General features: G+C 75.7%; 23 protein-coding genes. 5 read left to right on the forward strand and 18 right to left on the reverse strand.

The window, feature by feature from the left end:
- Positions 1-178: 178 nt before the first annotated feature.
- On the reverse strand, positions 179-1,822 hold the full coding sequence (gene groL, locus ACI799_RS03275) for a chaperonin GroEL (protein ID WP_456590410.1): 1,644 nt from the start codon (positions 1,820-1,822) through the stop codon (positions 179-181).
- Positions 1,823-1,970: 148 nt separating this feature from the next.
- A complete protein-coding gene (groES, locus tag ACI799_RS03280) occupies positions 1,971-2,279 on the reverse strand; it encodes a co-chaperone GroES (protein ID WP_014377938.1) in 309 nt (102 codons plus the stop codon).
- 196 nt (positions 2,280-2,475) lie between these two features.
- Between groES and ACI799_RS03285 the strand changes: the two genes are divergently transcribed.
- Complete coding sequence (locus ACI799_RS03285) at positions 2,476-3,711, forward strand: THUMP-like domain-containing protein (RefSeq protein WP_456612445.1); 1,236 nt, start codon at positions 2,476-2,478, stop codon at positions 3,709-3,711.
- A 67-nt stretch (positions 3,712-3,778) separates the two neighbouring features.
- On the opposite strand, the gene tsaD is transcribed toward ACI799_RS03285, so the two are convergent.
- The 4 genes from tsaD to ACI799_RS03305 all read right to left on the reverse strand — a co-directional run bounded on the left by tsaD (position 3,779) and on the right by ACI799_RS03305 (position 6,502).
- Positions 3,779-4,813, reverse strand: coding sequence for a tRNA (adenosine(37)-N6)-threonylcarbamoyltransferase complex transferase subunit TsaD (tsaD, locus tag ACI799_RS03290; protein WP_456600104.1), 1,035 nt, complete (start codon positions 4,811-4,813; stop codon positions 3,779-3,781).
- 67 nt (positions 4,814-4,880) lie between these two features.
- On the reverse strand, positions 4,881-5,336 hold the full coding sequence (gene rimI / locus ACI799_RS03295; RefSeq protein ID WP_456590413.1) for a ribosomal protein S18-alanine N-acetyltransferase: 456 nt from the start codon (positions 5,334-5,336) through the stop codon (positions 4,881-4,883).
- The gene (gene tsaB, locus ACI799_RS03300; RefSeq protein ID WP_456612446.1) at positions 5,333-5,971 is read right to left on the reverse strand and encodes a tRNA (adenosine(37)-N6)-threonylcarbamoyltransferase complex dimerization subunit type 1 TsaB; all 639 of its coding nucleotides are present in this window, start codon (positions 5,969-5,971) and stop codon (positions 5,333-5,335) included. The genes rimI and tsaB overlap by 4 nt, the downstream gene beginning before the upstream one ends.
- 6 nt (positions 5,972-5,977) lie before the next feature.
- A complete protein-coding gene (locus ACI799_RS03305; RefSeq protein ID WP_456612447.1) occupies positions 5,978-6,502 on the reverse strand; it encodes a GNAT family N-acetyltransferase in 525 nt (174 codons plus the stop codon).
- A 261-nt stretch (positions 6,503-6,763) separates the two neighbouring features.
- On the opposite strand from ACI799_RS03305, the gene ACI799_RS03310 reads away from it, so the two are divergent.
- Entirely contained in the window at positions 6,764-7,180 is a 417-nt protein-coding gene (locus ACI799_RS03310; RefSeq protein WP_456600101.1) for a hypothetical protein, read from the forward strand.
- 15 nt (positions 7,181-7,195) lie between these two features.
- Here ACI799_RS03310 and tsaE read toward each other — a convergent pair whose 3' ends face one another.
- The 12 genes from tsaE to ACI799_RS03370 all read right to left on the reverse strand — a co-directional run bounded on the left by tsaE (position 7,196) and on the right by ACI799_RS03370 (position 18,495).
- Positions 7,196-7,648, reverse strand: a complete 453-nt coding sequence (tsaE, locus tag ACI799_RS03315) for a tRNA (adenosine(37)-N6)-threonylcarbamoyltransferase complex ATPase subunit type 1 TsaE (protein WP_456612448.1) — start codon at positions 7,646-7,648, stop codon at positions 7,196-7,198.
- A complete protein-coding gene (locus ACI799_RS03320; protein WP_456612449.1) occupies positions 7,645-8,283 on the reverse strand; it encodes a uracil-DNA glycosylase in 639 nt (212 codons plus the stop codon). Before ACI799_RS03320 ends, tsaE begins: the two co-directional genes overlap by 4 nt.
- Before the next feature lie 44 nt (positions 8,284-8,327).
- Positions 8,328-9,533: an alpha/beta fold hydrolase gene (locus tag ACI799_RS03325; RefSeq protein ID WP_456590419.1), complete on the reverse strand. Its 1,206-nt coding sequence runs from the start codon at positions 9,531-9,533 to the stop codon at positions 8,328-8,330.
- Positions 9,533-10,669: an alanine racemase gene (alr, locus tag ACI799_RS03330; RefSeq protein ID WP_456612450.1), complete on the reverse strand. Its 1,137-nt coding sequence runs from the start codon at positions 10,667-10,669 to the stop codon at positions 9,533-9,535. Before alr ends, ACI799_RS03325 begins: the two co-directional genes overlap by 1 nt.
- A complete protein-coding gene (locus tag ACI799_RS03335; RefSeq protein WP_456612451.1) occupies positions 10,666-12,132 on the reverse strand; it encodes an NAD(P)H-hydrate dehydratase in 1,467 nt (488 codons plus the stop codon). Before ACI799_RS03335 ends, alr begins: the two co-directional genes overlap by 4 nt.
- Entirely contained in the window at positions 12,129-12,515 is a 387-nt protein-coding gene (locus ACI799_RS03340; RefSeq protein WP_456590422.1) for a holo-ACP synthase, read from the reverse strand. The genes ACI799_RS03335 and ACI799_RS03340 overlap by 4 nt, the downstream gene beginning before the upstream one ends.
- A 78-nt stretch (positions 12,516-12,593) precedes the next feature.
- Complete coding sequence (gene glmS / locus ACI799_RS03345; RefSeq protein WP_456590423.1) at positions 12,594-14,471, reverse strand: glutamine--fructose-6-phosphate transaminase (isomerizing); 1,878 nt, start codon at positions 14,469-14,471, stop codon at positions 12,594-12,596.
- An 84-nt stretch (positions 14,472-14,555) separates the two neighbouring features.
- Positions 14,556-15,902 (reverse strand): phosphoglucosamine mutase, encoded by a 1,347-nt coding sequence (gene glmM / locus ACI799_RS03350; RefSeq protein ID WP_456590424.1) that lies wholly within the window; start codon positions 15,900-15,902, stop codon positions 14,556-14,558.
- 20 nt (positions 15,903-15,922) lie between these two features.
- The gene (rpsI, locus tag ACI799_RS03355; protein WP_456590425.1) at positions 15,923-16,342 is read right to left on the reverse strand and encodes a 30S ribosomal protein S9; all 420 of its coding nucleotides are present in this window, start codon (positions 16,340-16,342) and stop codon (positions 15,923-15,925) included.
- Positions 16,339-16,782, reverse strand: coding sequence for a 50S ribosomal protein L13 (gene rplM, locus ACI799_RS03360; protein WP_456590426.1), 444 nt, complete (start codon positions 16,780-16,782; stop codon positions 16,339-16,341). Before rplM ends, rpsI begins: the two co-directional genes overlap by 4 nt.
- Positions 16,783-17,006: 224 nt before the next feature.
- On the reverse strand, positions 17,007-17,492 hold the full coding sequence (locus ACI799_RS03365; RefSeq protein ID WP_456590427.1) for a beta-class carbonic anhydrase: 486 nt from the start codon (positions 17,490-17,492) through the stop codon (positions 17,007-17,009).
- Positions 17,485-18,495 carry a PfkB family carbohydrate kinase gene (locus ACI799_RS03370; RefSeq protein ID WP_456597878.1) on the reverse strand — a complete coding sequence of 337 codons (1,011 nt, stop codon included), beginning with the start codon at positions 18,493-18,495 and terminating at the stop codon, positions 17,485-17,487. Before ACI799_RS03370 ends, ACI799_RS03365 begins: the two co-directional genes overlap by 8 nt.
- Before the next feature lie 50 nt (positions 18,496-18,545).
- Between ACI799_RS03370 and moeA the strand changes: the two genes are divergently transcribed.
- Genes moeA through ACI799_RS03385 form a run of 3 tightly spaced genes read left to right on the forward strand, consistent with a single transcriptional unit; the run spans position 18,546 to position 20,724 of the window.
- Positions 18,546-19,757: a molybdopterin molybdotransferase MoeA gene (gene moeA, locus ACI799_RS03375; RefSeq protein ID WP_456612452.1), complete on the forward strand. Its 1,212-nt coding sequence runs from the start codon at positions 18,546-18,548 to the stop codon at positions 19,755-19,757.
- Positions 19,754-20,227: a cyclic pyranopterin monophosphate synthase MoaC gene (gene moaC / locus ACI799_RS03380; RefSeq protein ID WP_456600095.1), complete on the forward strand. Its 474-nt coding sequence runs from the start codon at positions 19,754-19,756 to the stop codon at positions 20,225-20,227. Before moeA ends, moaC begins: the two co-directional genes overlap by 4 nt.
- On the forward strand, positions 20,224-20,724 hold the full coding sequence (locus tag ACI799_RS03385) for a MogA/MoaB family molybdenum cofactor biosynthesis protein (RefSeq protein ID WP_456590431.1): 501 nt from the start codon (positions 20,224-20,226) through the stop codon (positions 20,722-20,724). The genes moaC and ACI799_RS03385 overlap by 4 nt, the downstream gene beginning before the upstream one ends.
- Positions 20,725-20,731: the final 7 nt, after the last annotated feature.

Below are 20,731 nucleotides of genomic sequence, written 5' to 3' on the forward strand. Positions count from 1 at the left end.
TGGTGGGTGCGGTGTGCGGGATGGTTGTGGGCTGGGCGGTGTGGGGGCAGGGGGGCGGGGCGCGCGCCGCCCCCCCCCCCCCCCCCCCCCCCCCCCCCCCCCCCCCCCCCCCCCCCCCCCGGCCCCGTCCAGAGGCTCGCCGCGAGCGTGCGAGCGGCGAGGAGGACGGGGTCCTTTCTCAGTGGCTGTGCCCGTGGCCGTGCGAGTGGCCGTGGGTGTGGTGCCCACCGCCGTCGTGGTCGTGCTCCTCCTCGGGAGCCTCGACGACGGCGGAGTCGGTCGTCAGGACCATCGCCGCGATCGAGACGGCGTTGCCCAGCGCGGCCTTGGTGACCTTCACCGGGTCGATGACCCCCTGCCCGGCCAGGTCGCCGTACTCACCGGTCGCGGCGTTGAAGCCGTTCCCGGTGCCGAGGTCGCGCACCTTGGCGACGACGACGCGGCCCTCGAACCCGGCGTTGTCGGCGATCTGCACCAGCGGGGCCTCCAGCGCGGTGCGGACGGCGCGCGCGCCGGTCAGCTCGTCGCCGGTCAGCTCGAGGGCGTCGATCGCGCTCGCGGCGTGCACCAGCGCCGAGCCACCGCCGGGGATCACGCCCTCTTCCACCGCCGCGCGGGTGGCGGCGATGGCGTCCTCGATGCGGTGCTTGCGCTCCTTGAGCTCCACCTCGGTCGCCGCGCCGACCCGGATGACGCCGATGCCGCCGGCCAGCTTGGCCAGCCGCTCCTGCAGCTTCTCGCGGTCCCAGTCGGAGTCGGTCGCGTCGATCTCGCGGCGGATCTGCGCGACGCGGTCGCCGATGGTCTCCGACGTGCCGCCGCCGTCGACGATGGTCGTCGCGTCCTTGGTCACGGTGACCCGGCGCGCGGTGCCGAGCACCTCCAGGCCCACCTGGTCGAGCTTGAGGCCGACGTCCTCGCTGACCACCTGACCGCCGGTGACGACGGCGAGGTCGGTCATGAACGCCGTGCGCCGGTCGCCGAAGTAGGGCGACTTCACGGCGACGACCTTGATGGTCTTGCGGATCGAGTTGACGACCAGCGTGGACAGCGCCTCGCCCTCGACGTCCTCGGCGACGATCAGCAGCGGGCGGCCCCCGGTCGACAGCACCTTCTCCAGCAGCGGCAGCAGGTCGGCCAGAGCACTGATCTTGCCGCTGACCAGCAGCACGAGGGCGTCCTCGAGGACGGCCTCCATGGCCTCGGGGTCGGTGACGAAGTACGGCGAGAGGTAGCCCTTGTCGAACTGGACGCCCTCGGTGACGTCGAGCTCGGTGTCCAGGGTGTTGCTCTCCTCGACGGTGATGACGCCGTCCTTGCCGACGCGCTCCATCGCCTCGCCGATCAGCTCGCCGACCTCGGCGTCCTGGGCAGAGATGGTGGCGACACCCGCGATCGCGTCGCGCTTCTCGACCGGGATGGCGGCGGCGTCGAGCGCGGCGTGCACGGCGTCGACCGCGGCACGCATACCGCGGCCCAGCGCCATCGGGTTGGCCCCGGCGGCGACGTTGCGCATGCCCTCGTGCACCAGCGCCTGGGCGAGCACGGTGGCGGTGGTGGTGCCGTCGCCGGCGACGTCGTTGGTCTTGGTCGCGACGCTCTTCGCCAGCTGGGCGCCGAGGTTCTCGTACGGGTCCTCGAGCTCCACCTCGCGGGCGATGGTGACGCCGTCGTTGGTGATGGTGGGAGCGCCGAACTTCTTGTCGATGACGACGTTGCGGCCACGCGGGCCGATCGTCACCTTCACGGCGTCGGCGAGCTTGTCGACACCGCGCTCGAGGGCGCGGCGCGCATCCTCGTTGAACTTGATGATCTTGGCCATGGGCCCTTCCGATCAGGGAGTGCTGGGCGAAGACGACCGCCCCGGGACCCGGTGTTCGGGTCGCCGGGGCGGACGCAACGTGCTGGAACGGCCCCCTCGCAGGGCCCCGCGGGGAGCGGAGCGAGGCGTGGGGGGCGAGGGGGTCCTTCTACTTCTCCACGACGGCGAGCAGGTCGCGGGCGGAGAGCACGAGGTACTCCTCGCCGGCGTACTTGACCTCGGTGCCGCCGTACTTCGAGTAGATGACCACGTCGCCGACGTTCACGTCGAGCGGAACGCGGTTGCCGTTGTCGTCGATGCGGCCGGGGCCGACGGCGACGACGGTGCCCTCCTGGGGCTTCTCCTTGGCGGTGTCCGGGATGACCAGACCGGACGCGGTGGTGGTCTCGGCCTCGTTGGCCTGGACCACGACGCGGTCCTCCAGCGGCTTGATGCTGACCTTGGTAGCGGTCGTCACGTCGGTGACGCCCCCTTCGGTGTAGGACGGCAGGGATGTTCGATGCTGTGGCACGGGGTCCGGGCACCCGCCGTCGCGGGGGTCGGGCGCCAGCCCGTGTCGTTTGGCACTCTACCCAGGAGAGTGCCAGCCGCTCAACCCGGTCGCCGAGGTGGGTGACGTGGGGGCTGACCAGCCCGTGCGCCACCCTGTGCAGGTGGACCGGCCGACCGACGAGCAGACCGTCGAGACCGTGCGCCAGCTGCGCGCGCTGGTGACCCCGGAGGGCGCCAGGGCGCTGTCGCGCGCGGCGACGCTGCTGGACGAGGGGACCGATGCGGTCACCGCGCTGACGCGGCTGCGCGCCGAGGTGGGCACCGATCTCGCCGGGCCGGCATGGGGCATCGCCCGGCAGCGGCAGAAGGCGCGGCCGACGTTCGGGGCCGACGCGGACCGGATGCTGTTCACCGGCGACACCCTCGAGCAGGCAGGACGTCCGGAGCTCGCCTCCCGGCGCGCAGCCCGCCTGCTGGCCGGAGGGGCCGACTCCGTCGCCGACCTCGGGTGCGCCGCCGGCACCGACACGATCGCCCTCGCCCGCGCGGGCGCGCGGGTGCTCGCCGTCGACGTCGACCCGGTGGCGCGCGAGCTCACCGCCCTGAACGCCGAGGCGCTCGGCGTCGACGACGACGTCTGGGTGGTCGCCGGCGACGCGGTGGAGCTGGTGGCGGCCGCCCGTGGTGGGGAGGTGGCCGGGTGCGGGGCCGCCGTCCTGGACCCGGCCCGGCGGGCGGGTGGGCGGCGGCTGCTGGACCCCGACCGCTGGTCGCCGCCGTGGTCCACCGTCGTCCAACTGCTGGACCGGGTGCCCACCTCGGTGGTGAAGGTGGCCCCCGGGCTCGACCACGAGCGGGTGCCCGACGGGGTCGAGGCCGAATGGGTGTCGGTCGGCGGTTCCATCGTCGAGGCGCTGCTGTGGGGCCCCGCGGTGTCGACGACGTGGCGTCGCGCCACCCTGCTGCGCGACGACGAGGTGCACGAGCTGACCGCCGACGCCGACCCCGGCCCCGCGCCGGCCGGCCCGGTGCGCGGCTGGCTGCACGAGCCCGACCCCGCCGTCATCCGCTCCGGCCTGGTGTCGCTCGTCGCCGCCGACCTCGGCGCGAACCTGGTCGACCCGACGATCGCCTACCTGACCTCCGACACCCGCGCGGACTCCCCCTGGGTCAGCTCCTACCGGGTCGACGAGGTGCTGCCGTTCAACCTGAAGAAGGTCAAGGCGCTGCTGCGGGACCGCGGGGTGGGCCGGGTCGTGGTGAAGAAGCGCGGCTCGGCGATCGAGCCGGAGACCCTGGCCCGCCAGCTGCGCACCGACGCCCCCGGCACCGCGATCGTCGTCGTCACCCGCGTCGCCGGCGCCCCGACCGCGCTGGTCTGCGACGTCACCACCTGACCAGCCGTCGGCCCCGACCAGGGGCCCGCCCCGAGCCTGCGAGGGGCGGGGAGGGCGGGGTCCTCTCTCAGCGGCTGACGACGTCGATCGGCAGGGAGCTGTCCGCCCCGAGGTCCGGAGCGGACGGCGCCACCCCGGCGGCGACCAGCCGCGAACCGAGCGCCGCCACCATCGCGCCGTTGTCGGTGCAGAGCTTCGGGCTCGGCACCCGCAGCACGATGCCCGCCTTCGCGCACCGTTCCTCGGCCAGCGCGCGCAGCCGGGAGTTGGCCGCCACTCCCCCGCCCAGCACGAGGTGGTCGACGCCGTGGTCGCGGCAGGCGCGCACGGCCTTGGCGGTGAGCACGTCGGCGACCGCCTCCTGGAACGAGGCCGCCACGTCGGCCACCGGCACCGGCTCCCCAGCGCGCTCCCGGGCCTCGATCCACCGGGCGACGGCGGTCTTCAGCCCGGAGAAGGAGAAGTCGTAGGCCGGGTCGCGGGGTCCGGTGAGCCCGCGCGGGAACGCGATGGCGTGCGGGTCCCCCTCACGCGCGGCCTTGTCGATCGGCGGACCGCCCGGGAACGGCAGCCCGAGCACGCGGGCGACCTTGTCGAACGCCTCCCCGGCCGCGTCGTCGATGGTGCGCCCCAGCGACTGCACCTCCTGCGCGAGGTCGGGCACCAGGAGCAGCGAGCTGTGGCCGCCGGAGACGAGCATCGCGATCGACGGCTCGGCGAGCGGCCCGTGCTGGAGCTCGTCGACGGCGACGTGCGCGGCCAGGTGGTTGACCCCGTAGAGCGGCTTCCCCAGCGCCAGTGCGTACGCCTTCGCGGCCGCGACCCCGACCAGCAGCGCGCCGGTCAGGCCGGGACCCGAGGTCACCGCCACCGCATCGACGTCGGAGGCCCGGATGCCCGCGTCGGCCAGCGCCCGGTGGACCGTGGGCACCATCGCCTCCAGGTGCGCGCGGGAGGCGATCTCCGGGACGACGCCGCCGAAGCGTTCGTGCTCGGCCATCGAGGTGGCCAGCGCATCGGCAAGCAGGGTGTGCCCGCGGACGATGCCGACGCCGGTCTCGTCGCACGAGGTCTCGAACCCGATGACCAGCGGCTCGCTCACGGCGTCCCTCCGTCACATGTCGCTCCCGCGGGGCGCTCCGCTCCTCGCTCGTTCCTCGCTGCGATGCTCACGCCCCTGTCCGCTCCCGCTTCATCACCACGGCGTCCGTGCCGCTCGGTTGGTAGTAGCCGCGCCGCCGGCCGATCTCGGCGAACCCGCGCCGCCGGTAGAGCCCCTGCGCCGTCTCGTTGTCCGCCCGCACCTCGAGCAGCACCACCGGTGCGCCGCGCCGGTCGGCCTCGGCCAGCAGCGCGTCGAGCAGCCGGGCGCCGATCCCCTCGCCCTGCCGGGCGCCGGTGACTCCGATCGTGGCGATGTGCGCCTCGTCGTCGTAGGCGATCAGCCCGGCGTAGCCGACGACCGCCCCCTCGTCCTCGGCCACCAGGTAGTGCCGGGTGTCGGTGCGCGCCAGCTCGTCGCGGTACATGGCGACCGTCCACGTGTCGGGGGCGAAGAGCTCCTCCTCCAGCTCCATCACCGCGGGCAGGTCGGCCAGCCGCATCGGGCGCAGCCGGACGGTCACTTCTGCGACACCGCCTTGATCGAGCTGGGCGGGACGGCGTCGGGGCGGCGCAGGTACAGCGGCACCAGCGGCGCGGCGGACGACGGGTCGGCCAGCTGTGCCGCCGCGGCGCGCAGCAGCCCCGCCGTCGTCACCTCCGCCGGTTGCACGTCGGCACCGAGCCGCTCGGCGAACGCCGGGTCACCGACGAACGGCCCGGTCCGGCCGAGCTCCTCGGGGCGCTCGACGCCCGGGCCGTCGACCCGCCGGTCCTGGTCGTCGTAGGCGGCCCAGTAGACCTCCTTGCGGCGGGCGTCGGTGACCACCGTGCGGGCGCCCGAGCCGACGGCGTCCAGCGAGCAGACCCCCACGACCGGCAGGCCGCGCGCGTCCGCGATCGCCGCCGCGGTGACGATGCCGACCCGCAGACCGGTGAACGGCCCGGGGCCGAGCCCGGTGACGACCGCCTCGACGTCGCCCAGCGCGACACCGGCGTCGGCGAGCACGCCCTCGATCGCCGGGGTCAGCAGCTCGGCGTGCTTCGTGCCCGACGGGACGGCGCGCTCGGCGAGCACCTCCGTGCCGCCGTCAGGGGTACACCGCGCGAGCCCCGCGACGAGCGTCGGGGTGGCGGTGTCGAGCGCGAGGACCAGCACGACCGCTCAGCGTAGGCGAGTGCCGGCGGCCACCTCGTAGACGATCTCGAGACCGTCCTCCTCGTCGACCTGCTCCCCCACGGCGACGAACCCCTCGCCGAGCACCAGGTCCCGCGAGGCGGTGTTCGCCGGGGCCACCGACGCGCGAACCGTGGTCACCGCCGGCTCGTCGGCCGCCCACGCCAGCAGCGCCCGCAGCGCCGCCCGCGCGTACCCCTGCCGCCGGTGCTCCGGATCGATCGAGTAGCCGACCTCCACCATGCCGGAGGCGTCCGGCGGCCCGTGGAAGCCGGCCCGGCCGACCGTCAACCCCCGTCCGGGGTCGCGGACCACCCGGGTGATCCAGCGGGCGCTGCCCGGGTCGGCCACCACCTGCTCGGCCCGGACCCTCCACACCCAGCGGCACTCCCGCCCGGCGAGGTAGGGGCTCAGGGGCACCGGCGCCGCCGCCTCGGCCGCGGCCAGGTCCCCGTCGGCGAGCGCACGCAGCGCGGTCGGGCCGAGGGCGATGAGCTCCACCCGGCGGTCCACGGGCGGCAGGCTAGCCGTGAGCCGTTGCCCCCGTCACCGGCCGGGCGCTACGGTCGCCGACGTGACTGCCGGGTCGGCCTCGAGCCACGAGCGAGTCAGGGTCCCGGCCCGCCGGTGACCGCCGGGTGGCCGCGAGGGCCGCCCTGCCGAGCACCGCCGTGACGCCGTGCTCCCCGCCGTGGCCCTGCCCGGCCCATTCCCCGTCGTCCCCGTGCGTCTGCCGGACGACGCCCCTCGCCGTACCCCCCTCTGGAGCTCCCCATGCCCAGCGCCACCGCCCTGCACCACCTGATCGTCCTGGTCGAGGACCGCGACGCCGCCGTCTCCTGGATCGTCGAGCTGCTCGACCTCCGCACCCCCTGGGACAACGGGTTCTTCCGGTCCGTGCAGCTCGACGACCAGCTCGTGCTCAACTTCGCCGCCGCTCCGGCCCCGGTCGAGCCGCAGCACTACGCGTTCCTCGTGACCGACGAGCGCTTCGACGTCATCAAGGCTCGGTTCGACGCCGACGGGACGCCGTACCAGGCGGACCCGCCGGGGCGCCGTCCCGGTCAGGTCGGGGAGGTCAACCCCGACGGCAGCGGCCGGCGGCTGTACTTCCGCGGTCCCAGCGGGCACCTGCTGGAGGTGCTGACCGCCCGGTACACCGACGTCCCGGACGCCTCGGCGGCGGGCTGAGGGGGCGGCCGGGTCTCAGCCCCCGTCGAGCCGGGCCGCCCACCCCGGGCCGTGCGGCACGAGCAACGCGGTGCGGACGTCGTCGTCGCGCCGGTCCAGCCGCACCTCCAGGTGCTCGTCGGCCAGCTGCTCGACCAGCCCCTGCCCCCACTCGACGACCGTGACCGACTCCTCGGTCGAGGCGTCGAGGTCGAGGTCGTCGACGTCGGCGTGCCCGCCGAGCCGGTAGGCGTCCACGTGCACCAGCGGGATCCGCCCGCCGCGGTGCACCCGGGCGATGACGAACGTGGGCGAGGTGACCGGTTCCCGGACGCCGAGCCCGGCACCGATGCCCTGGGTGAGCGCCGTCTTGCCCGCGCCGAGCGGGCCGACCAGCACCAGCAGGTCGCCGGGGCGGGCGAGGGCGGCCAGCGCCTCGCCCAGGGCGTGGGTGTCGGCGAGCTCCGGCAGCACGTGCTCGCGCCTCACGCGACCTCCTCCAGCGCCCCGGCGACGGCGGTCAGGTCAGCCAGCAGCCCGGCGCGGGGGGCACCGTTCGGGCCGAACCGGATGGCGGCCGACGGGTGGTAGGTGGCCCAGACGGCGCGGCCGTCGACGTCGTGCGGGCGGCCGCGGACCGCCGCGAGCACCGTGCGCGGGCCGAGGAACCACTTGGCCGAGGAGAGCCCGAGCGCGACGACGACGGGCGTGTCGAGGAGCTCGAGCTGACGGCGGAGCCACCCGCTGCACCGCGCCACCTCGGCAGCCTTCGGTGTGCGGTTGGCCGGCGGCCGGCACTTCACGATGTTGAGCACGGCGGCCTCGGCCCGCGACAGCCCGGCCTCGGCCAGCAGCTGGTCCAGCAAGGCCCCCGACTTCCCGACGAACGGCCGGCCGGTCTCGTCCTCGGTCGCGCCCGGCGCCTCGCCGACCAGCACGAACCTGGGCCGGCCGCCGCGCGGGAGGTCCCCGACGACGACGTGCTCCCGGGCCGCGGCCAGCTCGGGGCACGCCACGCAGGAGCGGGCCACGTCCGCGAGGGCCGCCCAGTCCGCGGCCGCTGCCGCGGTGCGGGCGACCTCGTCGGCGGCGGCGTCGAGCCGGGGCGGACGGAGGGCGGCCACCCCCGCACCCTAACCGCGCCGGCAGGCCCGCTCCGGGGGCCGGGTCAGCTCGTCGCGCCCACGCCGAGCCCGGCGGCCACGCGCCGGAGCAGCCCGGCGATCGCCCGGCTCACCTGGTCGGGCTCCTCCAGGGGGACCATGTGCCCGGCCCCGGGGACGACGACGTAGTCGACGGCGTTCTCCCCCGTCGCGTCGAGCCGCTCCACGATGAGGTCGCTGTGCTCCTTGGGGATCATCCTGTCCCGGTCCCCGGTGAGCACCAGGGTCGGCACCCGGCGCAGCGGCTCCAGGCGACCGGTCTCGTCCAGGCCGGCGAGCGCCGGGTAGAACTCCGCGATGACGTCGACCGGGGTGCCGGCGATCATCGCGTCGACGTAGCGCACCAGCGCGGGCTCGACGTCGGACGAGCCGAACGAGAGCGCCCGGGTCGCCGCCGAGACGAGGTCGGCGGCCACCCGACGGGTGCGCTCGGCGAAGGCCGGCCGGCGGCGCATCGTCCAGGCGGCGACCGGCAGCACCGCGGCCCGCATCCGGGTGAGCATCTCGGGCAGGCCGAAGCTGAGGTCGGCGAGGTTGCCGCTCGAGGTGGAGACGAGTGCGACGCCGCGCACCCGGCTGCCGAACAGGTCCGGTCGCGTCGCGGCCAGGCCCATGATCGTCATCCCGCCCATGGAGTGACCGACGAGGACGACCGGTCCACGCGCCACCCGGGCGTCCAGGACCGCCACGAGGTCGGCCGCCAGCTGCTCGATGGTGGAGTGCTCGGCCGGGCCCCGGCCGGAGGAGCCGTGGCCGCGCTGGTCGTAGAAGACGAGCCGGGCCTGCGGTCGGTGCCCGTTCCCGGTGGCCAGCTCCGCGGCGAGGGTGCGTCGCTGGAACGCCCACGACGCCATCGAGAGCGTGTAGCCGTGCACGAAGACGACGGTCAGGGGTGCGTCGCGGGGCCCGATCTCCTCCACGGAGAGGAGCACGCCGTCGTCGGCGCGCACCAGTGCGGTGCGGTCGGCCGGGCGGGCGTCGGCGCCGAGCGGGTCGGCCTGCCGCAGCCGGCGCTCGGCCCGCGCGGCCGAGAGCTCGGCGGCGGGGCCGAGCTCGGCAGCGCGCACGCGGCGGGCCGCGACCCGGCTGAGCGCCACGCCGGCCGCGGTGCCGGCGGCGGCCAGCCCGACGACGGCACCCAGCAGGCCGGCGGCGTGCGCCGTGGGGTGCTTGTGCGGGCGCCGGGCCGGCCGCGAGCGGTTCCGCACCATCAGACCGCCCCCGCCGACCCGACGTAGCGGCGGGTGAACCGCCCGCCGATCCGGGTGACCAGCTCGTAGTGGATGGTGCCGACGGCGTCCGCCCACTGCTGGGCGGTCGGCTCTCCACCGTCCCCCGGCCCCCAGAGGACCACCTCGTCGCCGGCGGCGATCGTGTCGTCGCCGACGTCCAGGACGAACTGGTCCATGCACACCCGGCCGGCGATGGTCCGCTGCGTGCCCGCCGCCAGGACGGGGGCGCTGTTGCCAGCGGCCCGCGGCACCCCGTCGGCGTAGCCGACGGGCACCAGGGCCAGGGTGGTCTCGGCCGGGGTCGCGTAGGTGTGGCCGTAGGAGACCCCGGCCCCGGCTGCGACGCGCTTGGTGAGCGCCACGCGGGCCCGCACCGTCATCGCCGGCCGCAGGCCGTGGTCGGCGGCGTCCCCGCCGAGGGGGTCCAGCCCGTAGACGGCGACGCCCGGGCGCACCATGTCGTACCAGGTCCCCGGCAGGGCGACCGTCGCCGCCGAGTTGGCCAGGTGCCGGCGGGCGTCGGTGAGCCCGGCTGCCCGGGCCACCGCGACCGCCTCCTCGAAGACCCGCACCTGCGCGCCGATGGTGGGGTGCGTGGGCGCGTCGGCGTAGGCCAGGTGGCTCCACAGCCCCACGACCACGACGTCGCCGTCGGCCTGCGCGCGGGCGGCCGCGGCCACGAGCGCCGGCCACTCGGCCACCGGGGCGCCCTCCCGGGAGAGCCCGGTGTCGACGAACAGGTGCAGCCGCGCGGTCCGGCCGGTCGCCCGGGCGCCGGCGACGACCTCGGCGAGGCCCCACGCGGCGTTGACCGACACCTCGACGTCCGCGGTCAGCGCAGCGGCGACGTCGGCACCCGGGCCGTTGAGCCAGGCCAGCACCGGCGCGGTGATGCCCGCCGCCCGCAGGGCCAGCGCCTCGCTGATCACCGCCACGCCCAGCTGGTCGGCACCGCCGGCGAGCGCGGCCCGCGCCGAGGGGACGAGACCGTGCCCGTACCCGTCGGCCTTGACGACCGCCATCAGCGGGCGGCCCACCCGTTCGCGCAGCACCGCGGTGTTCCGGGCGATCGCGTCGAGGTCGACGACCACCTCCGCACCGGTTCCGTTCGTCACGCCTCCGAGTCTGGCAGGCCGGCCGGCGAGGTCCCACGGACCCGGCTGATCGCCTCGGGGAGGTGTCGCACGACGTCGCCCGCGAGGAACGGGCCGCCGGCCGCGGCGACCTGCCCGGCCCGCCCGTGGACGTGCGCGGCCACCGCCGCCGCCTCGGCCGCGGGCAGACCCGCCGCCAGCAGTGCGCCGGCGATGCCCGAGAGCACGTCGCCGGTGCCCGCGGTGGCCAGCCACGGCGTGCCGGTGCCGTTGACGAACGCGGTGCCCTCCGGATCGGCGACCACGGTGGCGTCGCCCTTCAGCAGGACGACCGCCCCCAGGTCGGCCGCCAGCCGGCGGGTGGCCCCGAGGCGGTCGCCCCCGGGTTCGGCACCGAAGCGGGCGAACTCCCGGTCGTGCGGGGTGAGCACGGTGGCGGCCGCCCGGCGGCGCACGAGCTCGGGCTCGCGGGCGAGCAGGGTCAGCCCGTCGGCGTCGACGAGCACGGGCAGATCGGTGGCGAGCACCTCGGCGAGCACGCTCCGGGCGTCGTCGCCGGTGCCCAGGCCCGGCCCGACCACCCACGCCTGCACGCGGCCGGCGTCCCCCGGCCGGCCGTCGGTGACGATCGCCTCCGGCCACGCGGCCCGCACGCCGTCGGCCGCCGTCCCGGCGTAGCGCACCAGCCCGGGACGGGTCCGCAGCGCCGCACCGGTGCAGAGCACCCCGGCCCCGGGATAGGCGGCCGAGCCGGCGACCACGCCGACGACCCCCTGCGAGTACTTGTCGTCGTCGGCGTCGGGCAGCGGCAGCCGGGCGGCGACGTCGGCGTCGGTCAGCTGGCGGGCGGTCGGTGCCGGCAGGTGCGGCCCGAGCCCGATGTCGACCAGGTGCACCTGCCCGGCGCAGCCGCGCCCGGCCCCGGTGACCAGGCCCGGCTTGACCGCCCCGAAGGTGACGGTGTGGGTCGCCGGAAAGGCAGCGCCCGGCACGGCACCGGTGTCGGCGTCCACGCCGCTGGGCAGGTCGACCGCCACCATGTGCGCCGGCCCGGCGGCGGCCCGCTCGACGAGTGCGGCGGCCGGCTGCCGCAGCCCGCCGGTACCGCCCAGGCCGACGATGCCGTCGAGCACCAGGTCCGCGCGGTCGAGCAGCGGACCGGCCGACCCGGCGTCGACGGTGCGGCCACCGGCCCGGCGGAAAGCGGCGAGGCCGGCCGGGTGCGTGCGGTCGGCGGCGAGGAGGACGGCGGTCACCCGGGCGCCACGCGCAGCGAGCCGGGCGCCGGCGAAGAGGGCGTCGCCGCCGTTGTTCCCCGCGCCCACCAGCAGGGCCACCCGGGCGCCGTACGGGCGGGCGAGCAGCCGCAGGCACACGGTGGCCAGCCCGGCAGCCGCCCGCTGCATGAGGGCGCCGTCCGGGAGGGCGGCCAGCAACGGGGCCTCGGCCGCCCGCACCTCCGCGGCGGTGTGCAGGTCGATCATGTGGCCTCCCGGGTCAGGCCCTCGGCGACGACCACCGCGGAGGCGATGCCGCCGTCGTGGCTCAGCGAGACGTGCCACGACGTGACGCCCAGCTGCGCGGCCCGCCCGGCCACCGAGCCGCGGACGGCCAGCTGCGGGCGCCCGTGCTCGCCGACGGTCACCTCGGCGTCGTGCCAGCGCAGGTCACCGGGCGCGCCGAGGGCCTTGGCGAGCGCCTCCTTGGCGGCGAACCGGGCGGCCAGTGACTCCCCGGTCCGCGGGGCCCCGGAGGGGGTGCGCTGCTCCTCGGCGGTGAACAGCCGGTCGCGCAGCCCCGGCGTGCGGGTGAGCGACTGCGCGAAGCGCTCGACCGGCACGACGTCGATCCCCACCCCGATGATCACCGAGGCGACCGGATGGAACGGCCTCGATGCAGGGGCCCGCGGCGAGCGGAGCGAGTCGTGGGGGGCATCGAGGTCCTTCTACTCGACGGTGACGCTCTTGGCCAGGTTGCGCGGCTGGTCGACGTCGTACCCACGGGTGTCGGCGATCTCGCAGGCGAGCACCTGCAGCGGCACGGTCGTCACCACGGGGGCCATGAGGGTCGGCGTGCGCGGCACCCGGATCAGGTGGTCGGCGAACGGCACCACGTCGTCGTCGCCGTCCTCGGCGATCACGATCGTGCGCGCTCCGCGGGCCCGGACCTCCTGGATGTTGGACACGACCTTGCCGTGCACCGAGTTGCGGCTGCGCGGCGAGGGCACCACGACGACGACCGGGGTGCCCTGGTCGACGACGGCGATCGGCCCGTGCTTCAGCTCGCCCGCGGCGAAGCCCTCGGCGTGGATGTAGGCCAGCTCCTTGAGCTTGAGCGCGCCCTCCAGCGCCACGGGGAACCCCACGTGCCGGCCGAGGAACAGGATGGTGCCCGCGTCGGCGAGCGACCGGCCCAGCGCGCGCACCGGCTCCATCTGCTCCAGCACCTTCTCGACGGCGTCGGGCAGCTGCCGCAGGTCCTCGACGATCGCGGCGATCTCGTCCTCGTACTTGACCCCGCGCACCTGGGCCAGGAAGAGCCCGACGAGGTAGCAGGCGACGACCTGGGCGAGGAACGCCTTGGTCGATGCGACGGCGATCTCGGGGCCGGCGTGGGTGTACAGGACGGCGTCGGACTCCCGGGGGATGGTCGAGCCGTTGGCGTTGCAGATGGCGAGCACGCGGGCCTTCTGCTCCTTGGCGTGCCGCAGCGCCATGAGGGTGTCCATCGTCTCGCCGGACTGGCTGATGACGATGACCAGCGTGGAGCGGTCGAGCACCGGGTCGCGGTAGCGGAACTCGCTGGCGACCTCCACCTCGACCGGGATGCGGGTCCAGTGCTCGATGGCGTACTTGGCGATCAGGCCCGCGTGGTAGCTCGTGCCGCAGGAGACGACGAAGATCTTGTCGATGTCGCGGAGCTCCTGGTCCGACAGCCGGACCTCGTCGAGAACCAGCTCGCCGTTCTCGCCCAGCCGGCCCAGCAGGGTGTCGGCGATCGCCTGCGGCTGCTCGGCGATCTCCTTGAGCATGAACCAGTCGTAGCCGCCCTTCTCGGCGGCGGCGGCGTCCCAGTCGACCGTGTAGGCCGTGGGCTCGGCCGGCGCCCCGTCGAAGCCGGTCACCGTGAGCCCGCGGGTGCGGTCGATCTCGACCACCTGGTCCTGGCCGAGCTCCCGGGCCTCCTTGGTGTGCCCGATGAACGCCGCGACGTCGGAGCCCAGGAAGTACTCGGCCACGCCGTCGGCCGTCTCCCCGATGCCGACCACGAGCGGGCTGCTGCGCCGGGCGGCGACGAGGGTGTCGGGCTCGGCGACGTGGGTGGCGACGAGGGTGAACGCGCCCTCCAGCCGCCGGCAGACCCCGCGCATCGCCTCGGCCAGCCGGCCCGGCCCCTCCGGGGTCGCCCCGTAGACGGCGGCGAGCAGGTGGGCCACCACCTCGGTGTCGGTCTCCGACGTGAACTCCACGCCGGCGGCCTCGCACTCGGCCCGCAGCGCCACGAAGTTCTCGATGATGCCGTTGTGGATCACCGCGACGGTCCCGTCACCGGAGACGTGCGGGTGGGCGTTCCGGTCGGTGGGGCCGCCGTGGGTCGCCCACCGGGTGTGCCCGATGCCGATCGTGGCGGCCGGCAGCGGCTCGTCGGCCAGCACCTTCTCCAGGTTGGCCAGCTTGCCGGCCTTCTTCGCCGTGCTCAGCTCACCGCCGGAGACGACGGCGATGCCCGCGGAGTCGTACCCGCGGTACTCGAGCCGGCGCAGCCCCTCCAGGACGACGTCCAGCGCGTCCTGAGGGCCGACGTATCCCACGATGCCGCACATTTCACCGAGAGTACCGGGGACCGTGGCCCGTTCGTCCCCCGCGCGCGACCGGTCCGCCCCGAGGGGTGAGGCCGGATCCAGCCGTCAGCCGACCGCGGCGACGACCTCCGCGAGCCGCTGGGCGACGGCGTCGGCCTGCTCCTGCGTGGGCGCCTCCACCATGACGCGGATCAGCTGCTCGGTGCCCGACGGGCGCAGCAGCACCCGGCCGCTGTCGCCCAGCTCCGCCTCCACCGCGTTGACCGCGGCGGCGACCTCGTCGCTCTCGGCCACGGCGAGGCGGTCGGAGACCGGCACGTTGACCAGCACCTGCGGCAGCCGCTGCACCACCGAGGCCAGCTCCGCCAGCGAGGCGCCGGTGCCGGCCATGCGGGAGAGCAGGGCCAGCCCGGTGAGCAGGCCGTCGCCGGTGGTGGCGTGCTCCAGGAAGACGAGGTGCCCGCTCTGCTCCCCGCCGAGGCTGAGGTCGTGGGCGCGCAAGGCCTCGAGCACGTAGCGGTCGCCGACGGCCGTCGTGCTCACGGTGATCCCGGCGTCGCGCATCGTGTGGTGGAACCCGAGGTTGCTCATCACCGTCGCGACGACCGTGTCGGACTTCAGCGCACCGCGCTCGTGCAGGTCCAGCGCGCAGATGGCCAGGATGGCGTCGCCGTCGACGACGTCGCCGTCGGCGGTGACGGCGAGGCACCGGTCGGCGTCCCCGTCGTGGGCGAGCCCGATGTCGGCGCCGCGCGCCCGGACGGCCTCGACCAGCGGCCCGAGGTGGGTGGAGCCCACGCCGTCGTTGATGTTCCAGCCGTCGGGCGCGCAGCCGATCGCGTGCACCGTCGCGCCGGCCCGCCGGTAGACCTCGGGGGCGGCCGTGGCGGCCGCTCCGTGGGCGGCGTCCACGACGACGGACAGGCCGGTCAGCGGCCGGACGGCCGTGCCGAGCAGGTGCTCGACGTAGGCGTCGGTGCCGTCGTCGAGTGCGCGGACGCGGCCGACCCCGCCGCCGGTGGGGCGGTGGCCGTCGGAGGAGCCGGAGGCGACGGTCTGCTCGATGGCCGCCTCGACGGCATCGGGCAGCTTGTGCCCGCCCCGGCTGAAGAGCTTGATGCCGTTGTCGGGCATCGGGTTGTGGCTGGCCGAGATCATGACGCCGAGATCGGCGCCGCTGCGGCCGGTCAGCCAGGCCAGCGCCGGCGTGGGGACCACCCCGGCGAGGAGCACCTCGGCTCCGGCGCTCGTGAGGCCCGCGACGACCGCGGCCTCGAGCATCTCCCCGCTGGCACGGGGGTCGCGGCCGACGACCGCGACGGGACGCGAGGTCCCGTCGCGGTCGGCGAGCACGCCTGCGGCGGCGCGTGCCACCGAGAGGGCCAGCTCCGGCGTGAGGTCGGCGTTCGCCCGACCCCGGACGCCGTCGGTGCCGAAGAGTCTCCCCCCCATGGCCGACGCAGCCGTGCCGGTCAGCGCTTGGAGTACTGAGGCGCCTTGCGGGCCTTCTTGAGCCCGTACTTCTTGCGCTCCTTGACCCGCGGGTCACGGGTCAGGAAGCCGGCCTTCTTGAGGGCCGGGCGGTCCTCGCTCTCGACCTCGATGAGGGCGCGGGCGATGGCCAGGCGCAGCGCGCCGGCCTGGCCCGTGACGCCGCCACCCTTGAGGAGGCCGACGACGTCGTACTGCTCGGCCTTCTCGAGGGTCACGAACGGCTCACGGATGAGCTGCTGGTGCACCTTGTTCGGGAAGTACTCCTCGAGGGTGCGGCCGTTGAGCTTGAACTGGCCGGTGCCGGGGAGCAGCCGCACACGGACGACTGCCTCCTTGCGCCGGCCGACGGTCTGCACCGGACGCCCCTCGGCGTCGGTCACGGTCAGTGCGCTGGTCACTGGGCCACCTGCTTGATCTCGTAGGTCTGGGGCTGCTGCGCGGCGTGCGGGTGCTCCGGGCCGGCGTAGACCTTGAGCTTCTTGATCATCTGCCGACCGAGGCTGTTGTGCGGCAGCATGCCCTTGATCGCGCGCTCGATGACGCGGTCGGGGTGCGTGCGCAGCTGGTCGCCCACGTTGATGGTCTTGAGGCCACCCGGGTGGCCGGAGTGCCGGTAGGCGCGCTTGTCCTCGCGCTTGGACCCGGTCAGGGCGACCTTGCCGGCGTTGACGATGACGACGAAGTCGCCGACGTCCACGTGCGGGGCGTACTGGGGCTTGTGCTTGCCGCGCAGGAGCTGCGCGGTCTGGCTGGCCAGTCGACCGAGCACCACGTCCGTGGCGTCGATGACGTGCCAGGCCCGGGCGACCTCGCCGGGCTTGGGGGTGTACGTGCGCACGGCGCGCGTCCTCCGTCGTCGTCGGGATGGCTGGTGGGATCGCCTCGCCGAGCACGGGAGACGGTTCTGCACGCGCGGCACCAGCCGGCACGCGCGCCAACCGAGCACGATACCAGTCGAAGGACCTCCGTCCTCCTCACCCCTCGCAGGCTCGGGGCGAGCCTCTGGACGGGGGCCGTTCCAGCGTGTCACCGGGACCCTGGACGGGGGCCGCTGACGGCCGGTTACCGGACTTCGCGCAGCCGCCCGGTGTCGACGTCGTAGACCGTCCCCCGCACCTCGCGCGACAGGAGGTAGGGGCAGTCCCGCAGCAGCCGCATCGACTCGCGGACGTCGGCGTCGACGTCGGTGAACGTGCGCGCCGACCACGGGGGACGGCGGCCGGTGGCCTGCTCGACCCGGTCGGCGAAGTCGACGTCGTTGCTCTTCTGCAGCCCGCAGTCGGTGTGGTGGACCAGCACGATCTCCCGGGTGCCGAGCAGGTGCTGCGAGATGGTCAGCGACCGCACGGTGTCCTCGGTGACGACGCCGCCGGCATTGCGGATGACGTGCGCGTCACCGACCTCCAGACCCAGGAGGGGGAACAGCGGCATCCGGGAGTCCATGCACGCCACGACGGCGACCTTCCGGGCCGGGGCCACCGGCTTGCTGCCGGGGAACCGCTCGGCCCACTCCGCGTTCGCTTCGAGCATCCGGTCGATCTCAGCCACGACCGGACGATAACCGGACTCCCAGGCGTCCGCGCTCGCGGGCGACCACGTCGGCCAGCACCGCCGGGTCCAGCGCCGGCCTGCCCCCTGCGTGCGAGACCGTCGCGGCCGCCGCCGCGGCGGCGAGCCAGGCCGCGTCCTCGGGGCCGCCCCTGCCGAGCAGCGCGGCGACGAGCGCCGCCACCCACACGTCCCCGGCTCCGGTCGGGTCGACCGGCGCCTCCCCGAGCAGCGGCACGACGAGCTCGCCATCGGCCCACGCCGGGTCGACCTCGCGCTCCCCCGCCGCGACGCCGAGGGCCGGTCCGGACCGCCAGGCCACCAGGTCGCCCTGCTTCCCCACCGCCATCGCCACCAGCCGGGGGCCCGCCGCCAGCAGCTGCGCCGCGGCGTCGCGGGCGTCCTCCACACGGGGCAGCGGGCGGCCGACCAGGAGCTCGGCCTCGGTGGCGTCGGCCCGGACGACGTCCGCGCGGGCGAGCACCGCCTCCCTCGTCGCCGGGTCCTCCGCGGCGCCGTCGGCCACCACGAGGGCCGTCCGGGGGACGCGCGCCAGCGCCGCGCGCACCGCCGCGCCGGGCTGCTGCAGCTGCAGGCTCAGCACCTGGCAGGCCGCCAGCTGCTCGGCCGCGCCGGCCACGTCGGCGGGGGTCAGCAGCGCGCCGGGCGGCACGTCCTCGACCAGCCGCCGGCGGCCGCCGTCCTCCACCAGGTCGAGCAGCAGCGCGGTGGGCGTGCCCGGCCGGGTGACGACGCCGGAGACGTCGATCCCGTCGGCGGCGGCCTGCGCCCGCACGTCGCGTCCCGCGGCGTCGTCGCCGACGACGCCGACCAGCGCCACCGGGACGCCGAGCTGGGTCAGCGCGACCGCCTGGTTCGCCCCCTTCCCGCCGAGCAGCTCCCGGCGCCCCGTGGCCGGGGCCGACCCACCGGCCGCGGGCACCCGCGAGAGCCGGAGCACCAGATCGCGGCCGATCTGGCCCAGCACGACGACCGCTGCCATCCACGCGCCCCCTTCCACCGCCGGTGGCGGGCACGCGGCGATGGGCGAGGATGTGCCCCGTGCGCACGGTCGAGGAACACCAGTCGGTGGTGGACGCCCTGCTGCCCGCCCTGCCCGAGGAGACCGTGCCCCTGTCGGCCGCGCACGGTCGGGTGCTGGCGCGCGACGTCGTCGCCGAGGTGCCGCTGCCGGGCTTCGACAACTCGGCGATGGACGGCTACGCCGGCCGGTGGGCCGAGCTCGCCGGCGACGACGGCGGCCCGGTCCGGCTGCCGGTGGCCGAGGACATCCCCGCCGGGCGCACCGACGTCGTCCCCCTGGCGCCGGGCACCGTCCACCGCATCATGACCGGGGCCCCGCTGCCCCCGGGGGCCGACGTCGTCGTCCCCGTGGAGCTCACCGACGGGGGCACCGACGTCGTGGAGATCCGCGGCCGCCCGCCCGCCGGGAGCCACCTGCGGGCGGCCGGCGAGGACATCACCGCAGGCATCGTCGCCCTCCCCGCCGGGGCCCCGCTCGGCGCCGCCCAGCTGGGCCTGGCCGCCGCGGTGGGCGTCTCGGAGCTGGTCGTCCGGCGCCGGCCGCGGGTACTGGTCCTCTCCACCGGCAGCGAGCTCGTCGCACCGGGGCAGCCGCTGGCGCGGGGGCAGATCTACGAGTCCAACTCGGTGCTGCTGGCCGCCGCGGTCGAGGAGGCCGGCGGCATCCCCCGGCGACTGCACTTCGTCCCCGACGACGTGGACCAGTTCCTCGCCACCGTGCGGGCGGAGCTGGCGACGGCCGACCTGCTGATCACCAGCGGCGGGGTGAGCGCCGGCGCCTACGAGGTGGTCAAGGACGCCTTCCGCACGCTCGGCACCGTCGAGTTCGGCAAGGTCGCCATGCAGCCCGGCGGGCCCCAGGGCGCCGGCACGGTCGACGGCGTCCCCGTGGTCACCCTGCCCGGCAACCCGGTGAGCGCCTTCGTCTCCTTCGAGGTCTTCGTCCGCCCGGCCCTGCGCCGGGCACTGGGGCACAGCTCGCCCGCCCGGGTGCGGGTACCCGCCCGGCTCGCCGGCCCGCTGCGCTCCCCCGCCGGTCGCCGGCAGTACCTGCGCGGCCGCTACGAGGGCGGGGAGGTCTCCCAGGTCGGCGGACCCGGCTCCCACCTGGTCGCACACCTGGCCCGGGCCAACTGCCTGGTCGTCGTGCCAGAGGACGTCACCGAACTGCCCGCCGACGCCTCCGTGGACGTCGTGCTGATCGAGGGAGCGCTCCAGTGACCGAACCACGCCTCACCCACGTCGACGAGTCCGGCGCCGCCCGGATGGTCGACGTCTCCGCCAAGGCGGTCACCGCCCGGGAGGCCACCGCGGCCGGCCGGGTGCTGGTCAGCGCCGAGGTGGTCGACCTGCTGCGCGGGAAGGGCGTCCCCAAGGGCGACGCCGTCGCCGTCGCGCGGATCGCCGGCATCGCCGGGGCCAAGCGGACGCCGGACCTGGTGCCGCTGTGCCACCCGATCGCCCTGCACGGCGTGACGGTGGACGTCGAGGTCGCCGACGACGCGGTCGAGATCACCGCCACCGCCCGCACCGCCGACCGCACCGGGGTGGAGATGGAGGCGCTCACCGCGGTCACCGTGGCCGGGCTCACCATGATCGACATGGTGAAGGCGGTCGACCCGCGGGCGACGATCACCGACGTCCGGCTGCTGCGGAAGTCCGGCGGCAAGAGCGGGGAGTGGACCCGGTGACCGCCGCGCTCCCGGCCGGCGCGCGCGCCGTCGTACTCACCGCCTCGAACCGGGCCGCGGCCGGCGTCTACGAGGACCGCAGCGGCCAGGTGCTCGCCGCCGGGTTGCGCGAGCTGGGCTTCGCGGTGGAGGGGCCGCACGTGCGGCCCGACGACGCCGCCGAGCTGGAGGCCGTGCTGCGCAACGCGGTGGACCTCGGCGTCGACCTGGTGGTCACCACCGGCGGCACCGGCCTCTCCCCCACCGACGTCACCCCCGAGGCCACCCGGGCGGTGCTCGAGCGGGAGGCGCCCGGCATCGCCGAGGCGGTCCGCCGGTACGGCGCCGAGCACGGGGTCCCCACGGCGGTCCTCTCCCGTGGGCTGGCCGGCACCGCCGCGCGCACGCTGATCGTCAACCTGCCCGGCTCCACCGGCGGGGTGCGGGACGGGCTCGCCGTCCTCGGCCCGCTGCTCCCGCACGTGGTGAGCCAGCTCCGCGGCGGAGACCATGTCTGACGTCGTC

The organism is Blastococcus sp. SYSU DS0753, from assembly GCF_054051175.1.